The sequence below is a fragment of the Paenibacillus sp. BIHB 4019 genome, from assembly GCF_002741035.1.
Lineage (GTDB): Bacteria > Bacillota > Bacilli > Paenibacillales > Paenibacillaceae > Pristimantibacillus.
Genome location: NZ_CP016808.1, coordinates 5,025,657 through 5,051,718, shown reverse-complemented (window position 1 = coordinate 5,051,718; position 26,062 = coordinate 5,025,657). Strand labels below are relative to the sequence as shown.

At 40.5% G+C, this 26,062-nt stretch carries 29 protein-coding genes and 1 pseudogene; 9 read left to right on the top strand and 21 right to left on the bottom strand.

The features are described 5' to 3' along the window. Positions 1 to 28: 28 nt before the first annotated feature. On the top strand, positions 29 to 154 hold the full coding sequence (gene prli42 / locus BBD42_RS32755; RefSeq protein WP_150131586.1) for a stressosome-associated protein Prli42: 126 nt from the start codon (positions 29 to 31) through the stop codon (positions 152 to 154). On the opposite strand, the gene lipB is transcribed toward prli42, so the two are convergent. The 5 genes from lipB to lpdA form a co-directional block, all read right to left on the bottom strand. After that, positions 110 to 856: a lipoyl(octanoyl) transferase LipB gene (gene lipB, locus BBD42_RS21965; RefSeq protein ID WP_099519885.1), complete on the bottom strand. Its 747-nt coding sequence runs from the start codon at positions 854 to 856 to the stop codon at positions 110 to 112. The two genes, prli42 and lipB, sit on opposite strands and share 45 nt — an antisense overlap. 17 nt (positions 857 to 873) lie before the next feature. After that, a complete protein-coding gene (locus BBD42_RS21960; protein WP_099519884.1) occupies positions 874 to 2,220 on the bottom strand; it encodes a dihydrolipoamide acetyltransferase family protein in 1,347 nt (448 codons plus the stop codon). 91 nt (positions 2,221 to 2,311) lie between these two features. Further along, on the bottom strand, positions 2,312 to 3,295 hold the full coding sequence (locus BBD42_RS21955; protein WP_099519883.1) for an alpha-ketoacid dehydrogenase subunit beta: 984 nt from the start codon (positions 3,293 to 3,295) through the stop codon (positions 2,312 to 2,314). After that, positions 3,295 to 4,329 (bottom strand): thiamine pyrophosphate-dependent dehydrogenase E1 component subunit alpha, encoded by a 1,035-nt coding sequence (locus tag BBD42_RS21950; protein ID WP_099519882.1) that lies wholly within the window; start codon positions 4,327 to 4,329, stop codon positions 3,295 to 3,297. The genes BBD42_RS21955 and BBD42_RS21950 overlap by 1 nt, the downstream gene beginning before the upstream one ends. A gap of 217 nt (positions 4,330 to 4,546) precedes the next feature. Further along, positions 4,547 to 5,974, bottom strand: coding sequence for a dihydrolipoyl dehydrogenase (gene lpdA, locus BBD42_RS21945; protein ID WP_099519881.1), 1,428 nt, complete (start codon positions 5,972 to 5,974; stop codon positions 4,547 to 4,549). A 226-nt stretch (positions 5,975 to 6,200) separates the two neighbouring features. Here lpdA and BBD42_RS21940 point away from each other — a divergent pair, with 226 nt between their 5' ends. Together BBD42_RS21940 and BBD42_RS21930 are read left to right on the top strand one after the other, a co-directional pair. Beyond that, on the top strand, positions 6,201 to 6,494 hold the full coding sequence (locus BBD42_RS21940) for a DUF2627 domain-containing protein (protein ID WP_099519880.1): 294 nt from the start codon (positions 6,201 to 6,203) through the stop codon (positions 6,492 to 6,494). 378 nt (positions 6,495 to 6,872) lie between these two features. Continuing rightward, on the top strand, positions 6,873 to 7,571 hold the full coding sequence (locus tag BBD42_RS21930) for a FlxA-like family protein (protein WP_099519878.1): 699 nt from the start codon (positions 6,873 to 6,875) through the stop codon (positions 7,569 to 7,571). A 101-nt stretch (positions 7,572 to 7,672) separates the two neighbouring features. Here BBD42_RS21930 and BBD42_RS21925 read toward each other — a convergent pair whose 3' ends face one another. Continuing rightward, entirely contained in the window at positions 7,673 to 9,439 is a 1,767-nt protein-coding gene (locus tag BBD42_RS21925; RefSeq protein ID WP_099519877.1) for a SulP family inorganic anion transporter, read from the bottom strand. Positions 9,440 to 9,614: 175 nt separating this feature from the next. Continuing rightward, positions 9,615 to 9,944: an ArsR/SmtB family transcription factor gene (locus BBD42_RS21920; protein WP_056028951.1), complete on the bottom strand. Its 330-nt coding sequence runs from the start codon at positions 9,942 to 9,944 to the stop codon at positions 9,615 to 9,617. Positions 9,945 to 10,120: 176 nt separating this feature from the next. Here BBD42_RS21920 and BBD42_RS21915 point away from each other — a divergent pair, with 176 nt between their 5' ends. After that, positions 10,121 to 10,789, top strand: a complete 669-nt coding sequence (locus tag BBD42_RS21915; protein WP_099519876.1) for a hypothetical protein — start codon at positions 10,121 to 10,123, stop codon at positions 10,787 to 10,789. A 78-nt stretch (positions 10,790 to 10,867) separates the two neighbouring features. Here BBD42_RS21915 and BBD42_RS21910 read toward each other — a convergent pair whose 3' ends face one another. From BBD42_RS21910 to BBD42_RS21875, 8 genes and pseudogenes are all read right to left on the bottom strand, one after another. Continuing rightward, complete coding sequence (locus BBD42_RS21910) at positions 10,868 to 11,485, bottom strand: immunity protein Imm33 domain-containing protein (protein WP_099519875.1); 618 nt, start codon at positions 11,483 to 11,485, stop codon at positions 10,868 to 10,870. A 204-nt stretch (positions 11,486 to 11,689) separates the two neighbouring features. Continuing rightward, positions 11,690 to 12,352, bottom strand: a complete 663-nt coding sequence (locus tag BBD42_RS21905; protein ID WP_099519874.1) for a hypothetical protein — start codon at positions 12,350 to 12,352, stop codon at positions 11,690 to 11,692. A 294-nt stretch (positions 12,353 to 12,646) separates the two neighbouring features. After that, positions 12,647 to 12,877: pseudogene (locus BBD42_RS21900) on the bottom strand (sporulation initiation factor Spo0A C-terminal domain-containing protein); the annotation flags it as partial. Between the two features lie 240 nt (positions 12,878 to 13,117). Continuing rightward, positions 13,118 to 14,611, bottom strand: coding sequence for a hypothetical protein (locus BBD42_RS21895; protein ID WP_099519873.1), 1,494 nt, complete (start codon positions 14,609 to 14,611; stop codon positions 13,118 to 13,120). A 212-nt stretch (positions 14,612 to 14,823) separates the two neighbouring features. Further along, positions 14,824 to 15,195 (bottom strand): restriction endonuclease, encoded by a 372-nt coding sequence (locus BBD42_RS21890; protein WP_099521748.1) that lies wholly within the window; start codon positions 15,193 to 15,195, stop codon positions 14,824 to 14,826. A 402-nt stretch (positions 15,196 to 15,597) separates the two neighbouring features. After that, positions 15,598 to 16,329, bottom strand: coding sequence for a hypothetical protein (locus tag BBD42_RS21885; RefSeq protein ID WP_099519872.1), 732 nt, complete (start codon positions 16,327 to 16,329; stop codon positions 15,598 to 15,600). Positions 16,330 to 16,399: 70 nt separating this feature from the next. Next, positions 16,400 to 17,086: a zinc ribbon domain-containing protein gene (locus tag BBD42_RS21880; protein ID WP_099519871.1), complete on the bottom strand. Its 687-nt coding sequence runs from the start codon at positions 17,084 to 17,086 to the stop codon at positions 16,400 to 16,402. Positions 17,087 to 17,267: 181 nt separating this feature from the next. Beyond that, entirely contained in the window at positions 17,268 to 17,891 is a 624-nt protein-coding gene (locus BBD42_RS21875) for a DUF4236 domain-containing protein (RefSeq protein ID WP_099519870.1), read from the bottom strand. Positions 17,892 to 18,047: 156 nt separating this feature from the next. Here BBD42_RS21875 and BBD42_RS21870 point away from each other — a divergent pair, with 156 nt between their 5' ends. The 3 genes from BBD42_RS21870 to BBD42_RS21860 all read left to right on the top strand — a co-directional run bounded on the left by BBD42_RS21870 (position 18,048) and on the right by BBD42_RS21860 (position 19,866). After that, positions 18,048 to 18,383 carry a helix-turn-helix domain-containing protein gene (locus BBD42_RS21870; protein ID WP_099519869.1) on the top strand — a complete coding sequence of 112 codons (336 nt, stop codon included), beginning with the start codon at positions 18,048 to 18,050 and terminating at the stop codon, positions 18,381 to 18,383. Between the two features lie 497 nt (positions 18,384 to 18,880). Further along, positions 18,881 to 19,075 carry a 4-alpha-glucanotransferase gene (locus BBD42_RS21865; protein ID WP_150131584.1) on the top strand — a complete coding sequence of 65 codons (195 nt, stop codon included), beginning with the start codon at positions 18,881 to 18,883 and terminating at the stop codon, positions 19,073 to 19,075. Continuing rightward, positions 19,072 to 19,866, top strand: a complete 795-nt coding sequence (locus BBD42_RS21860) for a hypothetical protein (protein WP_099519867.1) — start codon at positions 19,072 to 19,074, stop codon at positions 19,864 to 19,866. The genes BBD42_RS21865 and BBD42_RS21860 overlap by 4 nt, the downstream gene beginning before the upstream one ends. A 622-nt stretch (positions 19,867 to 20,488) precedes the next feature. Here the strand turns inward: BBD42_RS21860 and BBD42_RS21855 are convergent. The 6 genes from BBD42_RS21855 to BBD42_RS21830 all read right to left on the bottom strand — a co-directional run bounded on the left by BBD42_RS21855 (position 20,489) and on the right by BBD42_RS21830 (position 24,400). After that, the gene (locus tag BBD42_RS21855; RefSeq protein ID WP_099519866.1) at positions 20,489 to 21,121 is read right to left on the bottom strand and encodes a hypothetical protein; all 633 of its coding nucleotides are present in this window, start codon (positions 21,119 to 21,121) and stop codon (positions 20,489 to 20,491) included. 292 nt (positions 21,122 to 21,413) lie between these two features. Beyond that, complete coding sequence (locus BBD42_RS21850) at positions 21,414 to 22,793, bottom strand: YecA family protein (RefSeq protein WP_099519865.1); 1,380 nt, start codon at positions 22,791 to 22,793, stop codon at positions 21,414 to 21,416. Between the two features lie 43 nt (positions 22,794 to 22,836). Then, the gene (locus BBD42_RS32340) at positions 22,837 to 22,989 is read right to left on the bottom strand and encodes a nucleoside triphosphate pyrophosphohydrolase family protein (protein WP_237163549.1); all 153 of its coding nucleotides are present in this window, start codon (positions 22,987 to 22,989) and stop codon (positions 22,837 to 22,839) included. A gap of 345 nt (positions 22,990 to 23,334) precedes the next feature. Beyond that, on the bottom strand, positions 23,335 to 23,391 hold the full coding sequence (locus BBD42_RS32335) for a hypothetical protein (RefSeq protein ID WP_237163548.1): 57 nt from the start codon (positions 23,389 to 23,391) through the stop codon (positions 23,335 to 23,337). Positions 23,392 to 23,558: 167 nt separating this feature from the next. Further along, entirely contained in the window at positions 23,559 to 23,969 is a 411-nt protein-coding gene (locus BBD42_RS21835; RefSeq protein ID WP_099519863.1) for a hypothetical protein, read from the bottom strand. Positions 23,970 to 23,989: 20 nt separating this feature from the next. Continuing rightward, positions 23,990 to 24,400 carry a DUF6979 family protein gene (locus BBD42_RS21830; protein WP_099519862.1) on the bottom strand — a complete coding sequence of 137 codons (411 nt, stop codon included), beginning with the start codon at positions 24,398 to 24,400 and terminating at the stop codon, positions 23,990 to 23,992. 514 nt (positions 24,401 to 24,914) lie between these two features. Between BBD42_RS21830 and BBD42_RS32905 the strand changes: the two genes are divergently transcribed. Both BBD42_RS32905 and BBD42_RS21820 read left to right on the top strand, forming a co-directional pair. Then, positions 24,915 to 25,283: a PDDEXK family nuclease gene (locus BBD42_RS32905; RefSeq protein ID WP_099519861.1), complete on the top strand. Its 369-nt coding sequence runs from the start codon at positions 24,915 to 24,917 to the stop codon at positions 25,281 to 25,283. A gap of 12 nt (positions 25,284 to 25,295) precedes the next feature. After that, positions 25,296 to 26,045: an abortive infection family protein gene (locus tag BBD42_RS21820; RefSeq protein ID WP_099519860.1), complete on the top strand. Its 750-nt coding sequence runs from the start codon at positions 25,296 to 25,298 to the stop codon at positions 26,043 to 26,045. Positions 26,046 to 26,062: the final 17 nt, after the last annotated feature.

The following is a 26,062-nucleotide window of genomic DNA, read 5'->3' as shown; positions in this document are numbered from 1 at the left end:
ATTTTCGACTATAATAGGGCTTATAGAAATGTTTAGAAAGGAGATCTGCCTTGTGAATCCTTCCAAGTATGTTCGAATTGTAGCCATCGTGGTTATTGCTGCCATGCTGTTATCCAGCTTGGTTGCCGGCATCGGCATGCTGTTCTCTTATTAGAACAGCATCCTGCGCAAAACCAAATACTTCGCAGAAATGCGGCAGCAGCTGCTGCGCCGCTTCACTTACCGACAGCTCGCGGCCCGTCAGCGTATTAAATGAAGTGACGCCGAACTGTTCGATGCCGCACGGCACAATGCCGCTAAAGCCACTCTCCGCAATGCCCGCCTCTATATTCAGCGCAAATCCATGACTCGTCACAAATCCGCCGCGCTTTCGCGCCCGATTAAATTTCACACCGATTGCCGCAATTTTCTCATCCCCTACCCACACGCCGGTGTACTCGGGCTTCCTGCCTGATTCAATGCCATAATCTTTCAGCCAATTAATGATGACCTGCTCGACGTTGCGCAAATAAGCATGCAGATCGAGACCTACCGCATCCAAATACAGCAGCGGATATCCGACAAGCTGGCCAGGCCCATGATAAGTAATATCCCCACCGCGGTCGATTTCAAATACAGAAATGCCCCGCTCCGCAAGCTCCTCCTCATCCAGCAGCAAATGCTCGGGATGGCGGTCTGAGCCAAGCGTATAGGTCGGCGGATGTTGAAGAAGGAGAAGCGTCTCCGGACGCTCCTCCTGATCAACTTGCTTCACCATCGATTTTTGCAGCTCCCATGCCTCCGCATAGCCAAGCATGGAAATATAACGGGCTTCAAGCGGTTTCTTCCCATAAGGTACATGAGCAGAGTCAGTCATAGCGGCGTCCCTCATTTCTAATACAATTTCGTATCGTTGTTGAAGCTCTCCAGATTTTCCTTCACCTTCTGCATAAAACGACCGCAAATAATGCCGTCCAAAATGCGGTGATCCAGCGACAAGCAGAGGTTTGCCATCGAGCGAATCGCGAGCATGTCATTAATGACAACCGGACGCTTCACAATCGATTCAAACGTCATAATGGCTGCTTGTGGATAGTTAATGATCGGATGTGTAATGATTGAGCCGAAGGAGCCCGTATTGTTCACGGTAAACGTACCGCCCTGCATGTCAGCCAGCGTTAAGCGCCCTTCGCGCCCACGGCGAGCCAAGTCGTCGATTTCTTTCGCAAGTCCCGCGATTGTTTTGTGATCAGCGTTTTTAATGACGGGAGTCGCAACCGATTCCTCGGTACCTACCGCAAGCGAAATATTAATGTCGCGCTTCACGATGATTTTATCGACCGCCCACATGGAGTTCATAATCGGGAATTCCTTGATCGCATTTACGACTGCTTTCAATACGAAAGCGAGATAGGTCAAATTAATGCCCTCGCGCTTCATAAATTCATCTTTCACCTTGTTGCGCAGCACGACGAGATTCGTAACATCAACCTCAATCATCATCCATCCATGCGGAATTTCGGTGACGCTCTGTTTCATATTACGTGCGATTGCGCCGCGAATCGGCGTAACCTCAATATAATCTTCGCCTCGTCCAGGCACCCCTGAAACAGGAGAATCATATTGCTGAATCGTTGGCAGGCGCGGCGTTTCGGTCAAATGCAAGCCAGTTGAACGAACTTGCTCAACACTTGGCTCCCGGCCGACTTGCGGGCTCGCTTTGCTCGCAGAGCTGCCTGCTGCTCCGCCCGATTCGACGAAGGTAAGCACGTCTTTACGGGTAATACGACCGCCAAGACCAGTCCCCGGAACATCGCTCAAACGAATATTATGCTCGGCTGCCAGCCTCTGAACAGCTGGAGAGAAGCGATTGCGCATCGACATGTCTCCTTCCGCCTCCTGAGCACCGCCTTGCTGAGCTGTAGACAAGCCCGCGCCTTGCGCTGCTTCACTATAAACCGATGGCGCCCCGCCAGTAGCCTGCATTTCTGCTGCGCCTTCCGTTTCGATTAGGCATACCGGCGTCCCAACTGGAACCGTTTCACCGTTGCCAACCAAAATTTTAACCATCGTACCCGATACCGTAGAAGGCAGCTCCGCGCTAACCTTGTCCGTAATGAGCTCACAAATGGGCTCATACATGTCAATGTGGTCGCCAGGCTGCTTAAGCCACTTATCGATCGTTGCCGATACGAGCGATTCCGCCAGCTGCGGAATAACAATCTCCGTCACCGATTTCATCAATTATCCATCTCCCTAAAGGCTTGTGCTGCGTGGACTGGCTTTCGTCCAAATTAATGCATTGCAGCGAAATGACTGCTTCGTGCAAGCTTTAATACAAAGCCAAATTGCGCATAGCCTCTTTCACTTTTTCTTTATTCAGCAGGAAAAACTTCTCGCCAGGCGGATTAATAGGCATCGCTGGAGCGTCCGGCCCGCATAAACGCATAATAGGAGCGTCCAGCTCATACAACAGCTGCTCCGCAATAATAGCCGACACTTCGGCGCCAACGCCGCCCGTCTTATTATCCTCGTGAATGATTAACACCTTGCCTGTCTTGCGAACAGACTCCAAAATAGCCTCTTGATCAAGCGGCTGCAGCGTGCGCAAATCAAGTATATGAGTGCTGATGCCTTCCTGGGCAAGCTCCTGCGCTGCCTGTTCAACGAACAGCAGCGGCATGCTGTAGCTGATGACGGTAATATCGTCGCCTTCACGCAATACATTAGCTTTGCCAATCGGCACAATATAATCGTCTTCCGGTACTTCGCCGGTAATCAGCTTGTAGCATTTTTTATTTTCAAAAAAGAGAACCGGGTCCGGGTCGCGTACAGCGGCCTTTAACAGCCCTTTCGCATCGTAAGCCCGGTAGGGCGCTACAATTTTCAAGCCGGGCGTCCCGAAAAATACCGATTCCGGACACTGGGAATGATACAGCCCGCCAAAAACCCCGCCGCCAATTGGGGCGCGAATAACGATCGGACAGCTCCAGTCATTGTTCGAGCGGTAACGGATTTTAGCCGCCTCGCTTATGATTTGATTCGTTGCGGGAAACATGAAATCCGAATACTGCATTTCTGCAATGGGCTTCATCCCGTACATAGCTGCACCAATAGCTACACCGGCAATTGCCGATTCCGCTAGGGGTGTATCCATTACGCGCTGCTCTCCGAACTGGTCAATTAAACCTTTCGTCGTTGTAAAAACGCCGCCCTTGACGCCAACATCCTCGCCAAGCACGAACACGTCTTCATCGCGCTCCAGCTCTTCCTTCATGCCAAGCCTAATCGCTTCAATATATTCAATAACAGCCACTAAATGTCGCCTCCTTGCCCAGCATCTCCTGCATACACATGGTCAAGCACCGATTCTGGCGTTGGGAATGCTGCCTTGTCGCCGTATTCAGTCGCTTCGTCGATTTGCTTCTTAATGCCCGCAAGCAGCTCGGCATCCTTCTCCTCGGTAAGGAGTCCACAGTCGATCAAATACTGTCTATATTTCGGCAGTCCATCCTTAGCCCGGTTCTCATCGACCTCTTCCTTCGTCCGATAAGCAAGATCATTATCCGAAGTCGAATGCGGAGACAAACGATAGACCATCGCCTCAATAAGCGTCGGCCCCTCGCCAGCAATCGCGCGCTCGCGCGCCTCCTTCACGGTGCGGAACACTTCCAGCGCATCATTGCCATCCACTTGCACGCCAGGGAAGCCATAACCAAGCGCCCGATCCGCAACGCGGCCTGCAAGCTGCTTGTGAACGGGAACAGAGATTGCATATTGATTATTTTCACACATAAAAATGACCGGAAGCTTATGAACGCCTGCAAAATTGCAGCCTTCATGGAAATCGCCCTGATTGCTCGAACCTTCTCCAAAGGTTACGAAGCTTACGAGCTTCTGCTTCTTCATCTTTGCAGCGAGCGCAATGCCTACAGCATGCGGAACCTGGGTCGTTACAGGACTTGAGCCTGTGACAATACGCAGTCTTTTGCTGCCAAAATGCCCTGGCATCTGCCTGCCGCCGCTATTGGGATCTTCCGCTTTCGCAAACACGGACAGCATCAGCTCTTTCACCGTCATTCCGACGGACAATACAAAACCGTAATCCCGATAATAAGGCAAGTAATAATCGACTGTGCGATCAAGAGCAAATGCCGCAGCAACCTGTGCCACCTCTTGACCCACACCCGATACGTGGAAGTTGATTTTTCCTGCCCGCTGCAGCAGCAAATTGCGCTCATCAAACTTGCGCGCCAGCTGCATCATGGCATACATTTCGACAGCCTGCTCATCCGTTAAGCCAACTGCGGCATGACGGGATTGCTGCTCAATTGAACCGGATTTCCCCATGAGAATTCGGCCTCCTTTAAAAATGCAAGAGTGTTTAAGCTACGCGCTTATACTCGGCTTCTATTTAACCGCGAAACGTGCTTTTGCCGCCAAAGTACGAGGGCAACCGTCTACGCCTGACTACAATTAAAACCAGGTACTAATACTTGATATTACCCATTATAACCTCTTTTTGCGGAAAAAGAAAACCCATGCTTTTAGCAAGCATGGGCAGCTGCTACATCGCAGTCGCCTTTCCGTCTATCGCCAGCATCGCCTCGCCCAGCGCTTCAGACAGCGTTGGATGCGGGTGAATCAATTGCCCGACCTCCCAAGGCGTTGCATTGAGAAATCCAGCAAGCGCAGCTTCCGAAATAAGATCGGTCGCATGCGGGCCTATCATATGGACGCCCAAAATGTCGCCCGTTGTACGGTCGGCTATCACTTTCACGAAGCCATCGGCATCTCCAAGCACGAGTGCTTTAGCAATCGCTTGAAACGGGATTTTACTCGTCTTAATGTCATGGCCTTTCGTTCTCGCCCCATCCTCCGTCAATCCGTAGGAGGCAATTTCCGGACGCGAGTATACACAGCGGGTTATGAGATGAGGCTCTATCGCCGCATGACCCTGTCCGCCCATATGCTCCACAGCCGCAATTCCTTCATGCGCTGCTGCGTGCGCAAGCTGGACTCCGCCGATGCAATCGCCGATCGCATAAATATGCGGCTCATTCGTCTGGCCAAATTCATTGATTTGAATAAAGCCGTCCTTCGTGCGAATATCGGTATTTTCAAGCCCGATTCCTTCCACATTTGCTTGACGGCCTACGGCCAGCAGCAGCTTGCTTGCACTTAGCAGCACATCGCCATCCGCAGTCGTAGCCGGAATTGAGACCTCCCCGTCTCCCACACTTAGCTCAGTCGTGCTGAGCTGCACGCTTGTAAGTACACGAACGCCGCGGCGCTTGAGCAATCGCGTAAGCTCAGCCGACACCTCGGCATCCTCGCCAGGAAGCAGCCTTGCTCCCGCTTCAACGAGCGTCACCTGCACGCCAAAGTCCTGCATCATCGATGCCCATTCCACGCCAATTACACCGCCGCCAACGATCAGAATCGAAGCCGGAAGCTCTTCTAGTGCAAGCGCGTCATCGCTTGTGAGAATATATTCGCTATCTGGCGTTAGGCCAGGCAAAGAACGCGGTCTGGAGCCTGTTGCAATAATCAGGTTTTTGGAAACGACCTGCTCCATTTCTCCATCTGCCAGCTCAACAGCAAGCGATCCGCTGCGAGGCGAGAAAATCGAAGGCCCGATGACGCGGCCTCTGCCTTTAATGACTTGAATGCTATGTTTTTTCATTAAATACTGCAGCCCTTTATGAAGCTGTTCCACCGTCTGCTCCTTGCGGCTTTGCACTTTATCGAATTGCAGCGAGATCGCTCCGTCAGCTATTTCAATGCCATAGGCATCAGACTCCAGCAAGGTGGCGTATACTTCTGCGCTTCTAAGCAGCGATTTGCTAGGAATACAACCTTTATGCAGGCAAGTTCCGCCAAGGTTGTCCGCTTCGACGATCGCTACGCTTTTCCCCATTTGGGCCGCGCGGATTGCCGCCGTATAACCTCCCGGGCCGCCGCCCAGCACAGCTACATCTACTTCTATCGCCATCTATTTTAACCTCCACCTGTATTTCCATATGTATGCTATCAAATGATGTCCTTGATTAGTTCACCATTTCCGCTATATTTAAGAGCGTCGTTGTTTGCATCATTAGTATTGTAACCTTTTTAGCAGCGGTTTTCATCGTAAACTTTTCGGAAATAGACACTTTTCCCTGAAAAGGGTATCATAATAGCACAAGCCTATCTCACTATTATTAAGGAGTTATTCGATTATGAAGCTAGTTACAGCAAGGCTGATTGCTATTTTGCTGCTCGTCATTCCTGGCATACTTGCCTGCATTGGATTTTTGAAAATGAAAAATGCTGTCTACGACTATTTTGTATCCTTCGGCTACGATGACATTCAGCCTAACTTTGAATGGCTGCCCTTCCTGCTGGGCCTGCTGATGTTCGCCATTGGTGTCGGCTTTATCGGCGGCTGGACTTTTTTTCGCGACCGCAAGCGCAACTATGTCGCTTCCCGTTTCCGTCCAAAGCGTCCAAAGCCGCCAAAGCCAACCGCTTAGTCGCATAAACGCTGCAATCATTGCTCCCTTGCATCAAATCAAGCTCCTGCCGGAACGCCACATTTCATCTAGTGGCCCGTGGGAGCTTTTTTTGCAGAGTATAGCGATCATCCACCCTATACTGTTTAAACCTTGACGAGCTTATAGCTGTATTGTAAAAATCTATAATAAATTTTCGTTTTTCCATCATATATATTATTTTCGTTTCCATTATTTCCGATATAACCATTAGGCAATCATCATAATCAATAAAAGGGGGTGCTTTCCATTTCTGCAATATCGTCTGCCTCATCAGCATCACGGTCAAAATCCGCTTCAACTGCTTCATCGCGAGAAACCACATCCGCTTCGCCTCGCGAAAAAGAAGTTCAGGCACTCATGAAGCAAAAAGCAAGATTAAACGAAGAAATGCAATCCGTCAAAACGAATGATAAGCTAGACACGAAGCTGAAAATGGAACGCGTTAAAGCATTAACCGCTTCTATTTCCCAAATTGACGCACAAATTTCACAGATTCGTGCGGAGGAAATTCAGGAAAAAACTAAAATTGGCGCCTCTAAGGACGACCAGCCTAAAAAAAGCACTTCGGACAATCCTGAGAAAAATATGGACCAGGCTGTTAAAAACAGCATGACCTATGATCATCTCGGCAAGCTCGCCGGCGTTCGCGAAAAACTGCAAGGCTCCAACGTCACAATGGAAAGCGGCATTCGTTTTGACCGCATGGTCATTGAATCGAATCCGCACAACGACGCTGGAAAATCCGCTATGCTGGAAAACGCCGAGCAAACCGTATTCAAGCTGAAACGGGAAATGATGGCCAAAACCACTCGCCAAATCCATGCCGTGGATCAAAAAATGAAAGAGCTGGTTGACGATTTGGGAACAACGGATGACAGCTCTTCAGTCAATGAGACGGAAACGGTTGGCGGCAAAGTGATCGCAAGCTCGGCCGCAAATCATGACAAGGTACGGGAACGCAACAATAGGCAAACAGAGGAAGAAACCCAAGCTTCCGCTCACAAAGCAAACGTACCGCCATCTGCAGCTGCGCAATCCATCGATATTCGGGTATAACGATTGAACAGCTTTTACGTCCATGAGGTTAATGGATAATCCCGCTCCTTTACTGGTTCGCTGCAACCAATAGAGGAGCGGTTTTTTATTGTAGCACTTCCTTAGAAAGAAGGATGATGTCCACTATGTTCTAGACTTCGATTTGTTGCGCTTTGCTTTTCCACATTGGATAGCGCGGTACATTCCCGGAATACAAAGTGCCTACATCCCAAACATTGATTCGAATCCAGGTGGATTAAGGCACAGCCGATCGCTTCACCAGTATGATTAAAAAAGTGATGAGCCCCGATCCGCTCATATAAACCTGTTTTTTTCAGCACTTGCAACGGCTGCGGCTGGACCCCTGTCAGCAGTACGATTCCTCCAAGCTTCTGGAACGAATTGACTATAGTAATCAGATTGGCTGCTCCTGTCGTATCCATAATGGGCACTTTCCCAAAACGCAGCAGCAAAATGGTACACCTCTGTTGAACCGTATCCCTTATATCCTGTTCAAACTTATTCACCGCCCCAAAAAACAAAGGTCCGTCAATCGTATATATACTGATTTGAGGACAATCATGACCTTCGTATACCATATTTGCTCTGACTTTTTTATGTTTATGGTTAGGATCTGGCAGCACCTTCTCGACCGTTAAGGATTGGCTCATACGTTTCACAAAGAAAAGCAGAGCCATCAGCAACCCCACTTCAACTGCCGTTGTCAGATTCGTAAATACGGTGAGAATAAAAGTGATGGCAAGCAAAAGGGAATCACTCGTTTTCGTTTTTAAAATATGCATAAAAGCGCTTCGTTCACTCATGTTCCACGCAACTACCATTAAGATTGGAGCCATGCTAGCAAGCGGGATATCGGACGCATAGGGCGCAAACAGTATTAGCACCAGCAAAACGACGAAGCCATGAACGATGCCCGAAATCGGTGAAACTGCTCCGCTTTTAATATTAGCAGCTGTGCGTGCAATGGCTCCCGTTGCCGGTATGCCCCCAAAAAACGGTGTTATCATATTGGCAATTCCCTGCCCAATAAGCTCGCGATTGCTGTTGTGCCGATTGCCAGTCATGCCGTCGGCTACTACAGCGGACAGCAGCGATTCAATCCCTCCCAACATAGCAATAATAAAAGCAGGCTTAAGCAAATTCACTATTCGCTCCCACGTCATGTCAGGTATATGAAAAGCAGGCAGCGTGCTCGGAATCGTTCCATAAGCAGAACCTATCGTTGCCACCTCCCCGTTGAAAAACAAAGCTGCAACGACACTCGAAACAACGAGCCCCAGCAATGACCCAGGCAACTTAGGCATAAATCTCGGAGCCAGCAAAATAATTATTAAACAAATTCCGGCCGTCAGCAGACTGTAGCTATTTACAGTCGAAGCATGATACCCGATTTCTTTCATATTGGACAAAAAATCCTCATGCTTTTCGATCCCCTTCAAACCCAAAAAGCTAGCCAATTGTCCACTGAAGATGATGACGGCAATGCCGGCGGTAAACCCAATTGTAACAGGCCGAGGTATGAAGGCAATCAATGAGCCTAGCTTAAAAAGGCCCATAGCAACAAGCATAATGCCGGCCAGGAAACCGGCAATCAATAAATTTTCGTACCCATATTGCAGCACAATAGCGAACAGAATAGGAATAAAAGCACCCGTAGGTCCACCAATCTGAAATTTTGAACCTCCGAAAGTCGAGATAAGAATGCCCGCTATTACGGTCGTATATAGTCCATATTCAGGCCTGACGCCTGAAGCAATAGCAAACGCCATTCCGAGTGGAATGGCGATAATACCGACAATGAGACCCGAGACCATATCCTTGCGAAGCGCAGATAAATGATATCCATCAAATCTACCTCTCCCCTTCATTTCTCATAACCTTCTTTTCTTCATATATTTGATTATTTGAATATAAAGAAAAGATACTCCTGTACTCCCTTTATGTCAAACGCACGAATCAGTCAAGGAGGCGAATAAGTCGTTATAAAAAGCAAAAAAACAAGGTTTTCCTAATTGATGCTCACGGATTCCCTTGTTTTTTAAATTATGGTTCTTTACGAATATTTTCCAGCAAGGAAATAGCGTCGACAAGATGATTGTCAAAAATCTGTTTCGTTACCGACAATAAATCCTTAATTAATGGATCACGCAAGGAGTAAATGACCGAGGTGCCTTCTTTCACGCTGTGGACAACGTTTTTGTTGCGTAATACAGCCAGTTGCTGCGATACGGCGGAACCTTCTGATCCTAAAATGCTTTGCAGCTCATTTACGTTCTTTTCCCCTTCGCTTAACACTTCAAGGATGCGAATTCTCATCGGATGAGCCAAAGCTTTATAAAAATCGGCTTTAAACTGTTGAATGTGCTGATTCATAAACTGCTCCTTAATCGTAAACTTTTGAATATATGAATATCATAGCATACATCCAGAAATGATTGATAATGAACTGTAGGCTTGTTGATTATTTTCATGACGCGTATAATACTTAATATATTCATACTTTTGAATATTTGATTTTAAAATGATTCACAGGAGAGGAAAGGATTCGAATGCCCGGCTTTACCATTCAACAACCATCTAGAGAAAATTCGCTAATCCTTGATGAAGGACTACAAAAAATAAGCAAGCAAGTGGTCATTGACCTTGGAATGGCCTCCCTGCAAGCGATAGGTTCTGACCATATTTGCAAAGTTTGCATTTCAAATAGCGGTTCCTGCTGCAGCGGCTGCCGACATCTTTCAGATCGGGTTGGATGCCAGCGCCGCAATACAAGCTGTACCGCATGGTTATGTGGGTTTATTAAATATGTCCTTTATGAAACGGGCTATTTGCAGCAGTGGAACGATTTTTGGGAGCAAGTGCCTGGACAGGACTTCCGCGTAGATTACACGCCAGACTCATTTTCCATTCATCATTGTTTAAAGCTTCCAAACATGCGAAGCTTAAGCGAAGCGCTTGCTGCCGATTTGCAGGAATTGGCCCAAACCCATATCGCGATCGGTTTTATTTTAACACTTAGAGAGAAGCTGGATAAAAATATAGATCAATTCATGTTTTATCATGATGAACCGGCCAAACAAGCACGTATTAGAAAAAGAATCGAATTTCTATCTCTCCCGTTTGAACGCTTCCACCTCGCCTTGCCTGATTTTATGGAGCGGTGCAGCGATTGGCCTGATGGACAAGATAACTTATCTGTGCTAAGTGAGAAAATCTAACTTTGAAAGAGAGACGGTCAATCAGAATCCCAGATTCTCTAATTAATAATGTTCGATTTTAACTATCCAGCTTGTCAATCAACCCCAATCATAATCGATCAATTTATTAAATTTGCCCGTCTCAGAATCTCGTTCATAAGCAGAAAACGGTTCGTCATCTACAAATGCTAAAAAAGAATCGTCGATATTAAGCGCCGCTCCAAGTGATACAATTTGGTAATTTTCCAGATTCCCATTGTATCCTTCAGGTTCATGGCCGCTAAAAAAGATCCAGCCTAAATGATTTTCTTCATTCGGCTCATCTTTCAGCATGAGATTGAAGCTTCTCTTTTCTAGAGCATCTCGGGTCATTACAATTTTTGTATCCATATAATAATTCCATTTGCTCGCTTCTGGATCTTCCAGTTTCGTATCGCATATATGCTCATAAGTAAATTGAATTTCTTGTCCATAGCTTAGTTCAGTTATGTAAGACGGTATATTTCTGAGCAAGCCCTTAAAGTTGTCCTCATTTCGCTCCACAATTTCAACCCACATTCTTTCGCCAATAAATTGCTCGTGCTCCTCATCGGACAAAAAGATCAATTTCACTAACTCCCCGACCTCTAATCCCTTTAACACTTGAGGGCTAGGCAAATAAAAAGTATACGGCGCTTCTGTGTTACGAGCATACACGCTGTCCAGCGTCCAAGTCATAATTACATCTCCTTTGGTTCATTCGTAGTATTTAGCAGCCTTTAGATTGGAAGCGATAAGCTGCCAGGATGCATTCCAATAACAAGCCCTAATGAGTCAAATGCATTTGGCTTTAATCTCTTGAGTCATCTAGCTCTAACTAACCTTATGCTTAAAATACACTTTGTCTGAAATTATATCGATGACCACTCTATTGGGTACGCTTTATAGATTGTTATATTGAGGAAGCTCAAAATCTGCTAATCCTTCGTATAACTCTTTCTGAAGCGAATACTTACGCGCAAGGCCATACGGTATCGTGTAATCCCCAAACATGCTCTCCAATACTATGTCATAATCAATGCGTTCCGCTTCGTCTCTTCTCCACGAAATAGATACGCCTTCATTTTCTCCGCCAGCCACATCATTGATGAGCGCGTTTACGGTTATCTCGTATACCTCTGGATTCTCAAAGAGAAACTTAGAGTATTCGATTAATGACCCGCCAGCTTTCTTTACGAAGTCCTTTTCATCCGTAAATATTCCAGGATTAACAGTGATTTCTATGTATTCACCTTTCTCATCATAACTAGACACGAATTTGCGGAAAGTCTCGTCCTTAACCGGAATTGCGAATGGAGCCCCTACATTGCCCTCTAGTGCCTGTCTTACATTATCCTCTGTTACTTCAGCGGTTGCCCAGTCGAAAGGAGTAGCTGTTGGACTAGGTGAAGGTGTCGGCTCTAATGACGGATTGGGCGAGGTAATCATGATAGATTTAGGTGATGGACTTTCGCTCGCCTTCGGAAGGGCCGTTTCTTTCGTGCATGCCGTTAAAAGCGCGGTACCGATGAGAATCCCGAACATTGCTACGTTACTCTTTTTCATTGCTTAATCCCCCAGCGATTTCCTTTTTTAGCTAATACGTATACTATCGGTATATGTAACGGGATCTTGAATATAAAACGGCCACATTACGGAATAAGCTCCGTAAGTGACCGCGATGCTGTGTAGCTATTATTGTGTTTTATTGTGAAATATATGTCTACGTGTACTATCCGGAATTAATCGGGTTTACCGCAACCTATGCGTAAAAGTTTATCGGAACGATGAAGCGGGTCCAGCCGCAAATTCACCGTTTTGCAAACAATTAAAGAGCGTAAATCCAGTAACGACGCGCTTTTAAGACACCTTATGCTCAATCCGCAGCTTGTCTGCAACCATCGCAATAAATTCGCTATTCGTTGGTTTCGACTTGCTGATATTGATGGTATAGCCAAATAGGTGGCTGATGCTGTCGATGTTGCCGCGCGTCCAGGCGACTTCAATAGCATGGCGAATTGCCCGTTCGACGCGGGATGGTGTCGTTTTGAATTTTTCGGCGATTGCTGGATATAACGTTTTTGTAATCGCTATTGAGCTGTCAAAATGTTCGAATGAGTAGTACAAATCCAAATGTTTATCGGGTTTTCTAGGGAAAATTTATAGCCCATTTATCCCTACTCAAACCTTACTTCAAGACTCAGATAGTGTCAACCCGATAAATATCTGTTCTTACTATTTACAGCTGAATTATGAACTGAACTACTATAGCTCTTTTCCCAAACTCTCTTCCGTCAACTCAACCATTGTTTTCAGTTAAGCAAGTGTGTGTTAATTTTTCAGTCTTATGTCGGGTAGCAATCTATCAAGATAATCTCTATGCGTATCCGCTAGAAAGGGTATTATATCGTTTTCTAAATCCAAAAAACTATACCACTCACCCATCAAAACATAATTTTCATTTCCCAACCTTTCCTCAAAAACATCAAGATAGCTTTTATTTGAATCTTTACAATACTTCAGTAATAGTTCCAACTCAATAATTGATAAAATTTGCGGTCTATATTGAAAAAATTCAATATCTTTTGAATTATTTTTCTTTAAATTCGGAGAAATATTATTTTCATAGTACCAATCCGAATTAGCAGAAATGATTTGTTTATAGGTTATCACTGATGCAATAATTTTCTTGTGCTTACTCTCCCCTATCAAGCTTGTGAAAGTACCGTTATTAATCATTTCTACAACTGAATACAACTGCTCAAATCCAGTACTTATTTTCCTTGTAGAGTTATCTTGCTTCATAGCGTTCTCTGATGAAATATAAGCGCTAAACTCCACTCCTTTAGATTCTATAAGATATATATAATCTTCAAATACAATCATAAAATCACATACTTTTTTACTAGTGTGTTGGCGGAGTTGGCTCTCTCTAAAAACTTTTGATTTAGGAATAAAATTCAATAACAATTTTTCAATGTATCTCTCAAAACTTTCTCCAAATTCAACTCCAAAGTCACTAGGAAGTTCCTTCTTACAAATGTCGAAAATACCTTCAGTAATCTTTCTCATAAATAGTTCTTTATGTATAACAAGGTACTCTATATCATTCAGTTGAAGCATTGGCTTTTCAACAAATACCCCTTGAAGATACGTATCATATAACTCTGAGTTTGATTGCCCAACCTTCTTTTCAACTTGTTCATTATAGTTTTTAACTTCTATAGGTGATATAGAATTAATTTTAAAAAAATAATCAATAACACTATCAGGAACAATCTTCGTCTCCAAGCTAAAATAGTAAAGTGGAGAAATAATTTGTGGTTTATGCACAGAAATATAAGCCTGCACCGCAACTCCTGCAAGTAACCATTCATCGAAAGACATTCCATATTTCTCTTTAAAAAAAGTCTCGCTTTTAGGGTAATTACCTAAATTAAACAATGTTATCATGCGACCCAACGAGTTAGAACCATGACCCCACTGCAAAAAAAATTGTTGCCTAAACATATTTATTAAGAATGGTGTTACACCATCATCCTTTTCCAAGAAGTACATAGCAACTGGATCAAAATATTGGCGATAATGATTTAGTATCTTTTGAAGTTTGTTTTTGCTAAGTTCCTGGTTTCGATTGGTACGATGATAAATACAGTTTGACTGAATTGAGTGTAACAAAAAATGAGGTGGATACCGTCCAAATTGTTCACTCTTATTAAAAACATCATTAAGAATATTGGATACGAATACTGCATAATCATGAGGCTGATAGTTTTTGAGTAATGATTCAAGTATTTCACGGAATCGATCAGCTTTATGTTTCATACTAAAGTCAACTTCCAATGTAATCACACCATTCTCTAATTATTTTAAATTACGTTGTTCTCAGAAAAACAGAACATTAACTCTAAATCAAATTAGCTTTGAATCACCTCATTTTTGTAGAGATTAATACCTGTTTTATAGTAGTCTGCTTTAGCTTAAGCCTTGTTGAATTTCTCATATAACTTTCTGTATGCACGTTTCGTATAAAATACTCATTGAATAATCATTTCACTATTTGTCTCATTCCATGATTCAAAAATAATGCGCGACTCTGTTTCAGTTCTGTCCCTTACTCCCTGAATATCATCTCGTTTGAAATCGTCAATCTTGGCTACCAAGTCACTTCTGTCTAACAACTTCACATGTTTAATTCCAGCTAACGTTTCACATGGCTCAGTAAACTTGGCAAATGCTATGACTATCGCTTTTTTGGCTCTGTAGTACCTCATGCAAGAGAAAACCTCTTGAATCGCGCTGATACCCACTGGATCAATATATCGTATCGCCTGTACCACATTCCTTATTCCCTCACGATCAGTAACAACAATATCTGCTCCAAAATCTCTAGCCCCTGATGTTTCCATATTAATTCTATCATTATAATACAATCAGATTCTATATACCCCATTTACTTAATAACACAGAATACGCAATTTTACTTGATATAGTGAAATCCATCATTTATTCTAAAATAGAGTCATTGAAATCTATAATCATACAAGCATCATCCAACTCTTCATTACCCCATACTTCTACCTTCTGTTGAAAGTAAACACTGTTCTGGAAATCAGCATCAGTAACAATTAATTTCCCTTCATAATCCTTGACCCTCTCCGAAAAACAAAAAGCACCACTAAATCAAGGACAGTTCTTGCCCAAGAATTAGCGATGCTTTCGCGTAAAAATATTATTTCCTAGACAGTACCATCCAAGCTTTCATGTCAGCAATAGTCTGTTAAAATAAAAATCTCAATTTGGATAAATACCTATACAGCCCTATTAATCAAAACGCTGATTAATCCATACCAGTGATTAGCATCCTCTATTGCCTTCTCAGCTTTTTTATCTTTTTTAGATATTTCTTTCTTTTCATTTAGAAAATTAACAGTAACATATGGTCTTTTGGTATCATCAACTATTAATTTCATATATATTCTCTTTACGCTGTCGCTGGAAGTTGTCTTCGTTCCTGAAACCCCACCAATTACTGCACCAACACCACCAGCTATCAGCCCTCCGATTACTGCACCACCTAATTGACTACCTCTAGAGGTCTTAGTGATTTGCACTTCATCTTCAATCATTTCCACCTCTAGGACATCTGAAAGCGAAAACTCTCTGATTTCATAATCTATAAAATAGAGACGTTCTTTCAATTCATCCACTACAACAGCAAAATCATCGTATTCAGCTACATATTTCTGCATGTTGGTTATTCCGTTAGCAGTTATTATTTCATCTAGAGCTTTATCTTTTTGTTTCTTGACTCTATCTTTAGCTTTTGTATCTATTACTAATCCTGACCCTGCCATAATAATGAAAACTAATAGCGCTAAAACTCCCCACCAAAATTGAAGCTTGTACCACAGATAAATCGTTAAGAGTAGTGGTATCCAACATGTGAATAATGATAATTTTTGAACTAAAGGAGCTTTCGAAAACTCTTCTGATAGAATTGCATTTTCATCTACACTAAGTAGACTTTTCTTGTTTTCCATGTCTCTGATCTCCATCGTTATTTAGAATAACATCAAATAGCTTTCACAATCTTTCTTGCAAACATACAGTTTAGTAATCAATCATATTGACTCTAAACTTACCGTCATATTCATCATTTTTAACAATAAAATTAGCTTTTTTATAAACAGATTCCCCTAAACCGTTTGTTACAGTCACATCATAAAGTAACGTAACTTTATCGTAGGTTTCAGTCAGGGATTGCATTATCATCTCTTGATCATCCTCTGATATTACTTCAAAACTTTTAAAATCTTTCTTCATACTCTCTTTCCACTCATCAAATGACTGATAATCATCTTTGTGGAACTTATCATAAGTACCCTCATTGATAATTAATTGTTCAGGTGCTTTCGACGTGTAAATCACACGTAAGAATTTGTAATCAAGTACATTTATAAAATCATCAACGTCATATTCTTTAAAATCTGATGTAGAATCCCCATTTTTAATTGCGGAAAGATATTTGTTTACAGCAACTTTAGCCTGTCCATCAATGGAAATGAAATTGTTGAAGATGAAATATACAATCGCTATAAAAAACAAGACTGTAGCAACAGCAATTATTGATTTTAGAGTTTTTGATGACTTGTTTCTTTGAATTGCATTAGATGTCTTTAATGGATTTACAGCCAAGTCTTGTTTGTTGTCTACTACCTCTTCTAACTCTTTTCCACATAAACCGCAATAAATCACTTCCTGTTCATATCGCTTATCACAACTAACACAATGCTTCATTTCCAACCTCCAAGTAATAGAAAATGTTTGTTACTACTTAGGTACCTATATAGAACATTTTGAGAGAAATCGACATCTGAGCTACTTTATATTGATTTCAATCTTGCAACGCCATACCATAACTATGTGTTGTTTACGAGTTCGTAGGGCTTGTAACACAATATATAGCATTCTTCAATTACTACCTGAAAACTTTTCTTTGAATAGCTCTTTTGATATCTTCTGCAAACATCATATTTGGAATCCTAACTTGCAAAACGGTATCTCCAAATGGTTCTCTATTTATAATAATATGCAGAATATATTTCATCTTACTTGAGAAAATCCCTTTCTTTTCAACTTTCACAGAAAAGTCGATTTCTGCAATTGAGCAGTATTCTCTAACATAGGCTACATTATTTAAATTAACTGATACTTCACCTTCATAAAATAAAATCTCACAAGTCTTATACTTTAAGTCACGATTAGGAGGATCAAATTCCCTATCGTCATATAGCCCTAAATATTCTCCATACACCTTATAAAGAAGATTTCCTTTATCTGAGTATGACTGTTGTTCAAATTTGTATTCATTACTCACATTACTCTGGGATAGTTCGTTAGAAGTTGTCTTTTTCTTATTCAAAGTTTCCTGATAGCTGATACCTGTTCCTGGCATGCTTGCAGTGACTCTTGTTTTGCCGTCAGCTCCATGACTAACACGCAATCCTTTGACTCCAGCACTAATCCCTAGCCCTTTTTTACCAGCATTTAATTTAACTCCTCCACCAAGGTTTATGCTTTTCCTGAAACGAAAAAATCCCATTTTAAATTCCCCCTAATATGTAATAGATGATTAACATGTCAATAATTATACAACATAATGACTAATATAAATATCATTTAAAATCAATTTTAACCATTTTAGACTTATGTCCTCCTATCAAATTTTTGTCTACACTTTACTTAAGAGGTGTGGCTAATGGAGGATTCTTTAATTAAGATAGGAAAAAGAGTCAGGGAAATACGTAAAGCAAAAGGATATTCCCAAACGTCCCTTGGCGAAAAATGTGGTTTTGCATTTTCATATATTGGTGGCATTGAACGTGCTGAGAATAATATCTCTATAAAGAGCTTAGAAAAAATTGCTGATGCACTGGACGTCGAATTATATGAATTTTTTTTAGACCATAGGGATACAAAAAAATTGGTTAATAATAGAGAAAATTTAAAAGATATCATAGAATTACTATTAACACTTGATGATAAACAGCTAAAAAAGTCTATTATTATACTTAACACAATATTTAAGCCTTAAAAAATCGCTTTGGAGTAGCATCCAAAGCGATTTTTTTATGTGTTATTTGATTCAACAAATTCACTAAATCCACCACGGCAAATTCATGAAGAAGCATTTAAGTAGATACAAACAAATATTGGTTCATGAATTCGCCGTGATGAGATCAAAAAAGTTTCTTAAATATTTTTCTTATATTAAAGCTTCTGATTTGATTAAATTGATAGAAATTGAGTTAGAAAACTTCGATAAATAACTAAGTTATTTCAGATGAACTTAAATAGTCTACTATGATGCTTCAGTTGATAGTCTAACTAGTGTATGACTTCATTTCTTCTAAATAGAAATAATAACTGACTATAAAACATGCTATATTTAACAGACATTAAATAAAATAAATATAATTATGGATTACTTAGAAAAAATAATTGAAAATAGCTATTGGTTTTTGTGAATAAAAATATTATTATTGATTTGCAACAAGTCGAAATTAATTCCCTTGGGAATATTGAGGTGATATGATGACTGATTCGCAGCAAAGCAAAGATACAAGAAATGCTAACTTCGAAAATTTTATAGAGGAACACAAAGATGCAATCAGAGAACACGCTGATTCACAATCTAAAACTTTCAAGCAAGACGATGAGTGGGCTGGAGAGCATGAGTGGGACGAGATGTACAAAAAGCTAAAAAAAGGGGCTAATGAATCGTGAGTATAGACTATTTTGAAATTCTAAAGCGATTTCCAGTGAAATCACCTAGAAGACAGTATGTTGAGATGTTTAAAATTGATGCTACAAGGTTCGAAGATTTAAAGCAACTTGCAGAAATATATAAAGTCGATTCTGCTTTTGTATGTGAGTGTCTTGAAGAACCTGAAGTTTTTGATATAGACGGCAAACTATTATTAATAAAGCTTAAGGAAAGTATGGATAAAAACTTGAAGGATATTTTACTCGATGTACCACAACACCTCTCAGAACGGTATAACAAAACAGAGTATAATTCTTTTATTAAAAACGATTCTTCCTTAGCTTTTCTAGGCAGAAGTTTTCCAGAAAGTGTTCCAAAATTTCTTCTGCATCTTATTACGAAGGTAAAATTAAAATTTTCACTTACTGATGAACAAGCCAACAAAACCATTCATTTTTATTTCAATAAATTATTGACTCGCAAAGATTTCCGCATGGCTTTATTGGAAACAACAGATAAAGTCACGATAAACGACTATACACATACATACGAAGAGGTTATCAATAGCTTCATTAACATAAATAAAAATAAACTAAAAACATCAGAAAGTAGAGTCTTTCCCGAAAAAATAACTCTTTATCAAATGTCATATCTATCCTATTTACTAAAAAAATCCACAATTCATTTAAGGGTAGATATAAATCAATTAGCTAAATGGGAAGCTCAAAAGCTTATTAGCAGCTTAGTAGATGGTACTCCATTGCCTGAAGAACTAAAATCACTCCTTGATGAGCGCCAAAAATTAGATTGAAAAATAATTTCACGTTGATTCGTGCTGCTGTTGTGCTTCCCCCTACACAGAGTTCCAATTAGATTCTATTGCCGAAAACCACCCCCTACTATCTATGTCTATATTCCCAAACAAAAACCCTCTCTCTGGAGGGCTTTTGACGTGTATTGTATTTCTTTACAATCTTAGATGCGTTATCATGATACGCTCTCTTGTTGCTTGGCAAATATGACCTACAAACCCCAGCGCAGCTCCTGTACATACTGAACACTTGTAAAGGTTTATAATTCATCTGTTGTGCATGCTTTTGAAATTCAATTTACTCTTCAATTCAACATGCATATAAATCCACTCAAAGGATTAATTATACAGGACAAATTGATTAAATACTCGCTCTAAGCAGCCTATGTCGGAAAACCCGAATTTTGCGACAATAAATTTTGCTATATTCCACAAATTAGTAGTGCATCATTATGCAATAAAAAACACTATCCGTTTCGCGGGTTTATTGTGTCGATATCCCCTTGATTCTTACGGATAACTAAAATTGTCGCGTTTTCAGTAAGCTCTTTATTATGTGTTATATCTTTAGAATCTATATCACCATAAATAATCGCTTTATAATAATTTATTTTACACAAGACTACTGTATCTTTTCACGTAATGCTTCTTGTAATTTCACATTTTTAAACACACCATTGCTAAGACTTTCGGGATCAATAAATTTATATTCTGCTTTGAAAGTAAATTCATTAATATTAATTGGAATACTTATAAAACCCCCATTATATGTATCAATAATTGCATAAGTAATATCACCTGCTTCATACACCCAATATTCTTTCATATTTAACACACTATCTTTCCCAAAGTTATAGGCTGTATTATATGAAGATAAAATAACGCCAAGAAAAATAATCAAAGACATAAACTTCAATATAGTTGGAAGGTCTTTTGATTCAATTAATCTTTTTGAAAATATCTTCTTAATTATGAATTTATCTATTAGAACAAAAAGTAAAAAGACAATCCCAATATAAATAATAAATGCAGTTGCTACTAAAACGAGAATCGTAGTAATCGGTATATTGGGTCTGATAAGTGTGAGTATATTAAGTTCAATTAACTTGTCTGGAATATGAAAATAAGACTTGTAACCAGCTTCATAACGATATGCCACAACATAGAAGAATATAGTAAATAGCGCTATTACTGTGGTTGTATTAATCGCAATATTTTTAAAACTTATTTTATAATCATTAGTTCCTTCTTCCATTACGCACCCCTTATTTTTCAGTTTATCTTTTAAGTTCAGAACTAAAGTTATTACTCCGAATAATACAGCTCTTTATCAGAGCTGTATTAAATATTTCTATTCTTTCAATATGGATTCCAAAGAAATAACGATGTACATTTTATTTGATCTGTTAAAAATATATTAAATTAGGTATTTTATAAAATATATATTAGGGTTGAATTAGTTCATATTTTTCCCACGCTTTTTGCAAAATTACCCATCTGAAACTTTTTCTTCATGCGCAATTGCTAGAATATGATGAGCTGCTGATTTATTTTAAGCAACAACGTTTATACTTCAATCCGCTACCACAAAAACAAAGTTCATTTCTACCCTTTTTTCTGGTACTTACTAGTACATTTTCTCTAGGAACTTTTCTGGCATCAGCGATAAGTCCTCCTAAATATTCTCTTTTTTTCTTTTCCGTATCATCTATTTGTTTCTGTTCCATGAGTCTTGCACTTTTTTGCATTCTTACTGATATTGCTGCTACCTCATTCAAATGTATAAGGAATTGATCTTTATCAAAAACATTATCTTTCATATGTTCAATTGCTATCCTATCTAAATTAATAACAGTAAAATTTGCACAATCTATTTCTTTTCTTTCTCCTTGATGATCCGACACATCTTTCATCACATCCAATACTTCTTTGTGGTACTCCATAGGAACACAACTTAAACCTGCCACTGCAAGCCCAGAACCCCAATCTACCCAATCAGTAGCCTTATACTCTGATACTACAGAAGAAGATGCATCAAATTCTTCTGCACCAAAGCCTTGTATGAGTTCCTTAGGTATTTTACGACCGTTTGGATTCTGTACAAAAGCTACGGGAACTTGTCTAGTTAACATCTGAAATGCATGTGTCACATCATTTAAAAATTCTCTGCCATGAATTGATCGTCTGAACTGATGTAAATGTCTCACAATAAATACACCATCTATTAGTTCGAAGCTAGACTTGTCCCAAAACGTATTTTCAGTTAATAATCCATTAGCTGGGTTTAATAATGCTGCAATAACCTCATTAGCGTGATCATCCCATACTATAAAAAGAAAACGGAAATCATCTTGATATGCTTCCGACCTAGTATATACTTTGTATTTGTCCTCTGCGCTTACCAAGAAATCCTTGACAGTCAATACTTTCGACTTCAGAGGATTTTCCTTTGACAAAAGTTCTCTCTCTTGCAAGTGGGAAGTTAGTTGATACCTACTTTTACGGTCATGCATATATGTCATAATATCTGTTGCTTTCACTTCTATTGCGTAATTACGGCCAAACGCCTTTGACCTAAACTCTGGATTTTTTCCATTTTTTATTGAATGTGGCTCTGACTCAATGTATTTATTTCCGTTTTGTTTATCAGCTATTTTTACCGCTTGAGAAAAGACCAAAATCTCAGCTAAATTTGAATAAATCTGTGACCAAGATTCAGTTTCTCCGATCCTATTAATCATTTTTAAGGAATAGTCAGGCACTACTTTTTCAATGGCGGCAAGTGTGTCGCAAAGCATGCTGACAAATGGATTTATCGCTGGAAGGTATCTATTTTCCACTAGATGATATTCATGCACTTGAAACTTAAGTGGATGGGATTCTGGAATTTTGTCTTTCAGAATTTCAAAAATTTGACTTGAATTCAATGTATATATCTCCTCACTAAAAATCTAAATATCATTTTAATAGCTAGTGGACTGACACAAGTTGGATTTTGTCATAGAATCCTCCACGTTCATCCACAGTAAAGCCTTTATACCTTGTGAAGCTGTAGACTACTTCAAGCAGATCAGCAAGTTCCTCCAACTGCTGGTTAACGTCCGTTGCTTCGAGGAATTCCATAAGTTCTTCTTGCATCTTTGTCTTTAATGAAATCCCATACTCAGCATCATTAAGTACCCTCAAAGTGCATTGCTTGCCGCTTGCTTCGATGATCTGCGGAATCTTATCACGTACCAGATTATTGTAGTTCTTTAAACTATAACCACTCATACCATATTTTTAGACTTGACACGCAATCTAAAACTTTCGGAAAAGGTTACTCTCGATAGCCAATTCGAGTTCTGAAACATGTTTGTCAAGCTCGCCTTGTTCCTTCATAAGTTGAAGCATTGCCCTACTCATATCTTCAAGTCGCTGAATCATTCCCTCATTCGGTATGACATTAGACTTACTGCTGTTACATGACTAGTGTGCCAATACTAGGTTCCACACGTCATCCGAATAGAGATACGACCATGGGATAACATGATCGATTGCAGAAGTTTCGTTCCCAATCTTTTCTCCAGAAACAAACCTGTTCTAAGTTTTCGGCATCTAAGTACGTTGAGAACTTTCCAAGCGGTTTTCGGGGTACCTGATCATTATCTACTATTCGTCCTATTTTCGACATTACGTCATAAAGACGCATTTTATAGTAACCATTCCCCTGTATTTAAATTAACAAATTTCGATAGTGTTATATCAGATTTAAATTCATTTCCATATTCACCTGCTCTGGTTTGGTTATCCAATTTAAATGATATATTGTATAAGCTTCCGTTCTTCTTTCTCCTAATAAGATCATTTTCTATAAAGTACATTATAATTTTTTTATGCGTGTCGATATTATCATAGTTTAAATAAAAACAAGCAACACCTTTTTCATCATCGCTATGTTTAGATACACTAACAATATTCGCTTTAACAGCATCCTCACACATTTTCGCAACAAACTTTTTATCTATAAAAAAATACATCCATTTTCCACACTTGTCCGTATCAAGTCGAGCTTCATCATCACCAAGATAGTAAACCCATCCAAGCACTCTTTCTATTTTCATAAATCATACCCCCGATGTTGTTACTTACAAGTATAATTCCCCACAATCAAATTGTTGTTCCAGAGGGAAAGTACGACATCCATTTGGTAGTTATGGGACTTTTCTACTCCATTCATAACCTCTCTCCATAGTCCAAGCTTATCATCTACCAACTCAGGCTTGTCTCTCAGAATCTGCACAGCCTTAACAGCGTAATTCTTGTTCTTCTGTGACGTACTTCTCTCTGCATAACTTCCTGGTTTAATACCTTGTACCAATCCTTCTTCACATAATCCGAGAAAAGCATTTTTCGGACACCCTTTACGTTGAGCCCAAGTCCCTTCACCAAATGCTTCCGCTGCTGCTTTTTTCCATGCAATCAGAGGATGTACCTCTTCTCCACTCAACATAGAGTGGACTGCATTAACTGCCACCACACCATATCTATTCATCGACATTTATCTCCTAAATTTATTAATATTCGCAAGCACCTTCCACCAACTTAAAGAAGTAGTTATAATTACTCATATACATCCTAACATATACCAATTGAGTAGAGGTAGATGTATGGGCAAGAAGACCTGAAAAATCGCCAACATTCGTAGATATTATATTGCAACTTGTTTTTGGCTTTGCCTTTTTGCTTGCCTTCAACATCACCTTCAGCAAGTATGGCAAATTAATCGGTGGGACATGGCTAAATATCCTCCTAATATTCATAATCGTTGTGTTTGTGGCTAGTTTCGGCTTTCGCATTTACTAAATTGCAAGAGAAGCTAAAGAAAGCCATCAACCACGAGATCAATATGAGCGGGGCGATGTTCGAGCGTTACCTATAGCAGTATTTCAAACTTTAGGGATAGAACGTGATGTTTACAGGAGGTAAGAGTGATTATAATGCAAACAATATTCTGTCATGAGTAACGAAGAAGGTAGTCATTCAGAAAAAAACATTGGAAGAAGAGCATGGGATATGAAGCTATTCAGAAAGCATACACGAGTAAGGATGTATATGGTTACCAAGAGGTATGGGTAATCACAAGCAGTGGCTACACTGAGCAAGCACGTGACGTTAAACTGTGGGACAGAGATGTTCTGATCGAGCAGATGGCGAATGTTAATGCAGCACAGACTATCTCTGTTAAGGAACCAGAACAGGCTGATGAAAATGCTACTGCACCGCTTCCTACTACACGTACACAAGACGATGACTTATTCGTTTGTGCAAGATGCGGGAAGCCCGTAACGAACAAAATTAAGGACTTCTGTCTATCGAATCCAAGACGATTTAGTGGTCGCATATACTGCTATGATCATCAACGCTTGAAGAATTAAAGGAGGTTTTGTATGGATTCTCTTCTCCTAGATGTCGAACAGATCAAGAATATACTTATTGCTAGGGCTACCAACGGACCCTTCGACAATCTGGAGTATCGTGATCTCAGAGATAAACTAATTAAAACCGAGCGAATTAGAACCCTTCTACCACGCTTTATTATAACCTGTAGGGGTCTGACTGAATTTTGGGGGCATATAACTGACGTCTCACCTACTTACAAAGGACGTAAAGAATATCTTGCAAAACAGTTTGAATCGTTACTTGAATATCTAGAGGTCGATGAATCTTCACCAGCAGATAGTATCATTACTGATTCATTGAATGGCAAGCTTGATGCCACCTACATTCAGGAAGCATGGTCAAAGGCACTCGAAAGACGTGAAACTGACCCTGAGGGTGCAATTACAATGGCTCGCACCCTACTAGAAAGTACGTGCAAATTCATTATGGTTAAAGAAGAAATCAAATATGAAGAAAAGTGGGAGATGCCACAGTTATACAAAGGTGTTCAGTCAGCCCTAAATCTCGCTCCAGATAACCATACTGAGGAAATTTTCAAGCAAATTCTAGGTGGCTGCTCTACTGTCATTCATGGTTTAGGCTCTGTTCGTAATAAATTGGGTGATGCTCATGGACGTAAGCCGAAGACAATAAAACCATCCAAGCGTCATGCACAACTTACGGTAAACCTTGCAGGTGCGATGGCTGATTTTTTGTTTGCTACATGGGAAGAAAAAAGTGAAAAACACATTAAATAAGGAAAGGTGGAACAACT

Excerpts from the sequence above, each read along its gene's own strand:
- BBD42_RS21910 (WP_099519875.1), bottom strand. The coding sequence starts at position 11,485 with ATGACTTGGACGCTGGACAGCGTGTATGCTCGTAACACAGAAGCGCCG.
- BBD42_RS21895 (WP_099519873.1), bottom strand. The coding sequence starts at position 14,611 with ATGAAACATAAAGCTGATCGATTCCGTGAAATACTTGAATCATTACTC.
- BBD42_RS21855 (WP_099519866.1), bottom strand. The coding sequence starts at position 21,121 with ATGGAAGAAGGAACTAATGATTATAAAATAAGTTTTAAAAATATTGCG.
- lipB (WP_099519885.1), bottom strand. The coding sequence starts at position 856 with ATGACTGACTCTGCTCATGTACCTTATGGGAAGAAACCGCTTGAAGCC.
- BBD42_RS21830 (WP_099519862.1), bottom strand. The coding sequence starts at position 24,400 with ATGAATAGATATGGTGTGGTGGCAGTTAATGCAGTCCACTCTATGTTG.
- BBD42_RS21950 (WP_099519882.1), bottom strand. The coding sequence starts at position 4,329 with ATGGGGAAATCCGGTTCAATTGAGCAGCAATCCCGTCATGCCGCAGTT.
- prli42 (WP_150131586.1), top strand. The coding sequence starts at position 29 with ATGTTTAGAAAGGAGATCTGCCTTGTGAATCCTTCCAAGTATGTTCGA.
- BBD42_RS21865 (WP_150131584.1), top strand. The coding sequence starts at position 18,881 with ATGATGACTGATTCGCAGCAAAGCAAAGATACAAGAAATGCTAACTTC.
- BBD42_RS21890 (WP_099521748.1), bottom strand. The coding sequence starts at position 15,195 with ATGGAAACATCAGGGGCTAGAGATTTTGGAGCAGATATTGTTGTTACT.
- BBD42_RS21820 (WP_099519860.1), top strand. The coding sequence starts at position 25,296 with ATGGATTCTCTTCTCCTAGATGTCGAACAGATCAAGAATATACTTATT.
- BBD42_RS21960 (WP_099519884.1), bottom strand. The coding sequence starts at position 2,220 with ATGAAATCGGTGACGGAGATTGTTATTCCGCAGCTGGCGGAATCGCTC.
- BBD42_RS21925 (WP_099519877.1), bottom strand. The coding sequence starts at position 9,439 with ATGAAGGGGAGAGGTAGATTTGATGGATATCATTTATCTGCGCTTCGC.
- BBD42_RS21870 (WP_099519869.1), top strand. The coding sequence starts at position 18,048 with ATGGAGGATTCTTTAATTAAGATAGGAAAAAGAGTCAGGGAAATACGT.
- BBD42_RS32905 (WP_099519861.1), top strand. The coding sequence starts at position 24,915 with ATGGGATATGAAGCTATTCAGAAAGCATACACGAGTAAGGATGTATAT.
- lpdA (WP_099519881.1), bottom strand. The coding sequence starts at position 5,974 with ATGGCGATAGAAGTAGATGTAGCTGTGCTGGGCGGCGGCCCGGGAGGT.
- BBD42_RS21915 (WP_099519876.1), top strand. The coding sequence starts at position 10,121 with ATGCCCGGCTTTACCATTCAACAACCATCTAGAGAAAATTCGCTAATC.
- BBD42_RS21940 (WP_099519880.1), top strand. The coding sequence starts at position 6,201 with ATGAAGCTAGTTACAGCAAGGCTGATTGCTATTTTGCTGCTCGTCATT.
- BBD42_RS21920 (WP_056028951.1), bottom strand. The coding sequence starts at position 9,944 with ATGAATCAGCACATTCAACAGTTTAAAGCCGATTTTTATAAAGCTTTG.
- BBD42_RS21835 (WP_099519863.1), bottom strand. The coding sequence starts at position 23,969 with ATGAAAATAGAAAGAGTGCTTGGATGGGTTTACTATCTTGGTGATGAT.
- BBD42_RS21885 (WP_099519872.1), bottom strand. The coding sequence starts at position 16,329 with ATGGAAAACAAGAAAAGTCTACTTAGTGTAGATGAAAATGCAATTCTA.
- BBD42_RS21930 (WP_099519878.1), top strand. The coding sequence starts at position 6,873 with ATGAAGCAAAAAGCAAGATTAAACGAAGAAATGCAATCCGTCAAAACG.
- BBD42_RS21880 (WP_099519871.1), bottom strand. The coding sequence starts at position 17,086 with ATGAAGCATTGTGTTAGTTGTGATAAGCGATATGAACAGGAAGTGATT.
- BBD42_RS32340 (WP_237163549.1), bottom strand. The coding sequence starts at position 22,989 with ATGGAATTCCTCGAAGCAACGGACGTTAACCAGCAGTTGGAGGAACTT.
- BBD42_RS21875 (WP_099519870.1), bottom strand. The coding sequence starts at position 17,891 with ATGGGATTTTTTCGTTTCAGGAAAAGCATAAACCTTGGTGGAGGAGTT.
- BBD42_RS21905 (WP_099519874.1), bottom strand. The coding sequence starts at position 12,352 with ATGAAAAAGAGTAACGTAGCAATGTTCGGGATTCTCATCGGTACCGCG.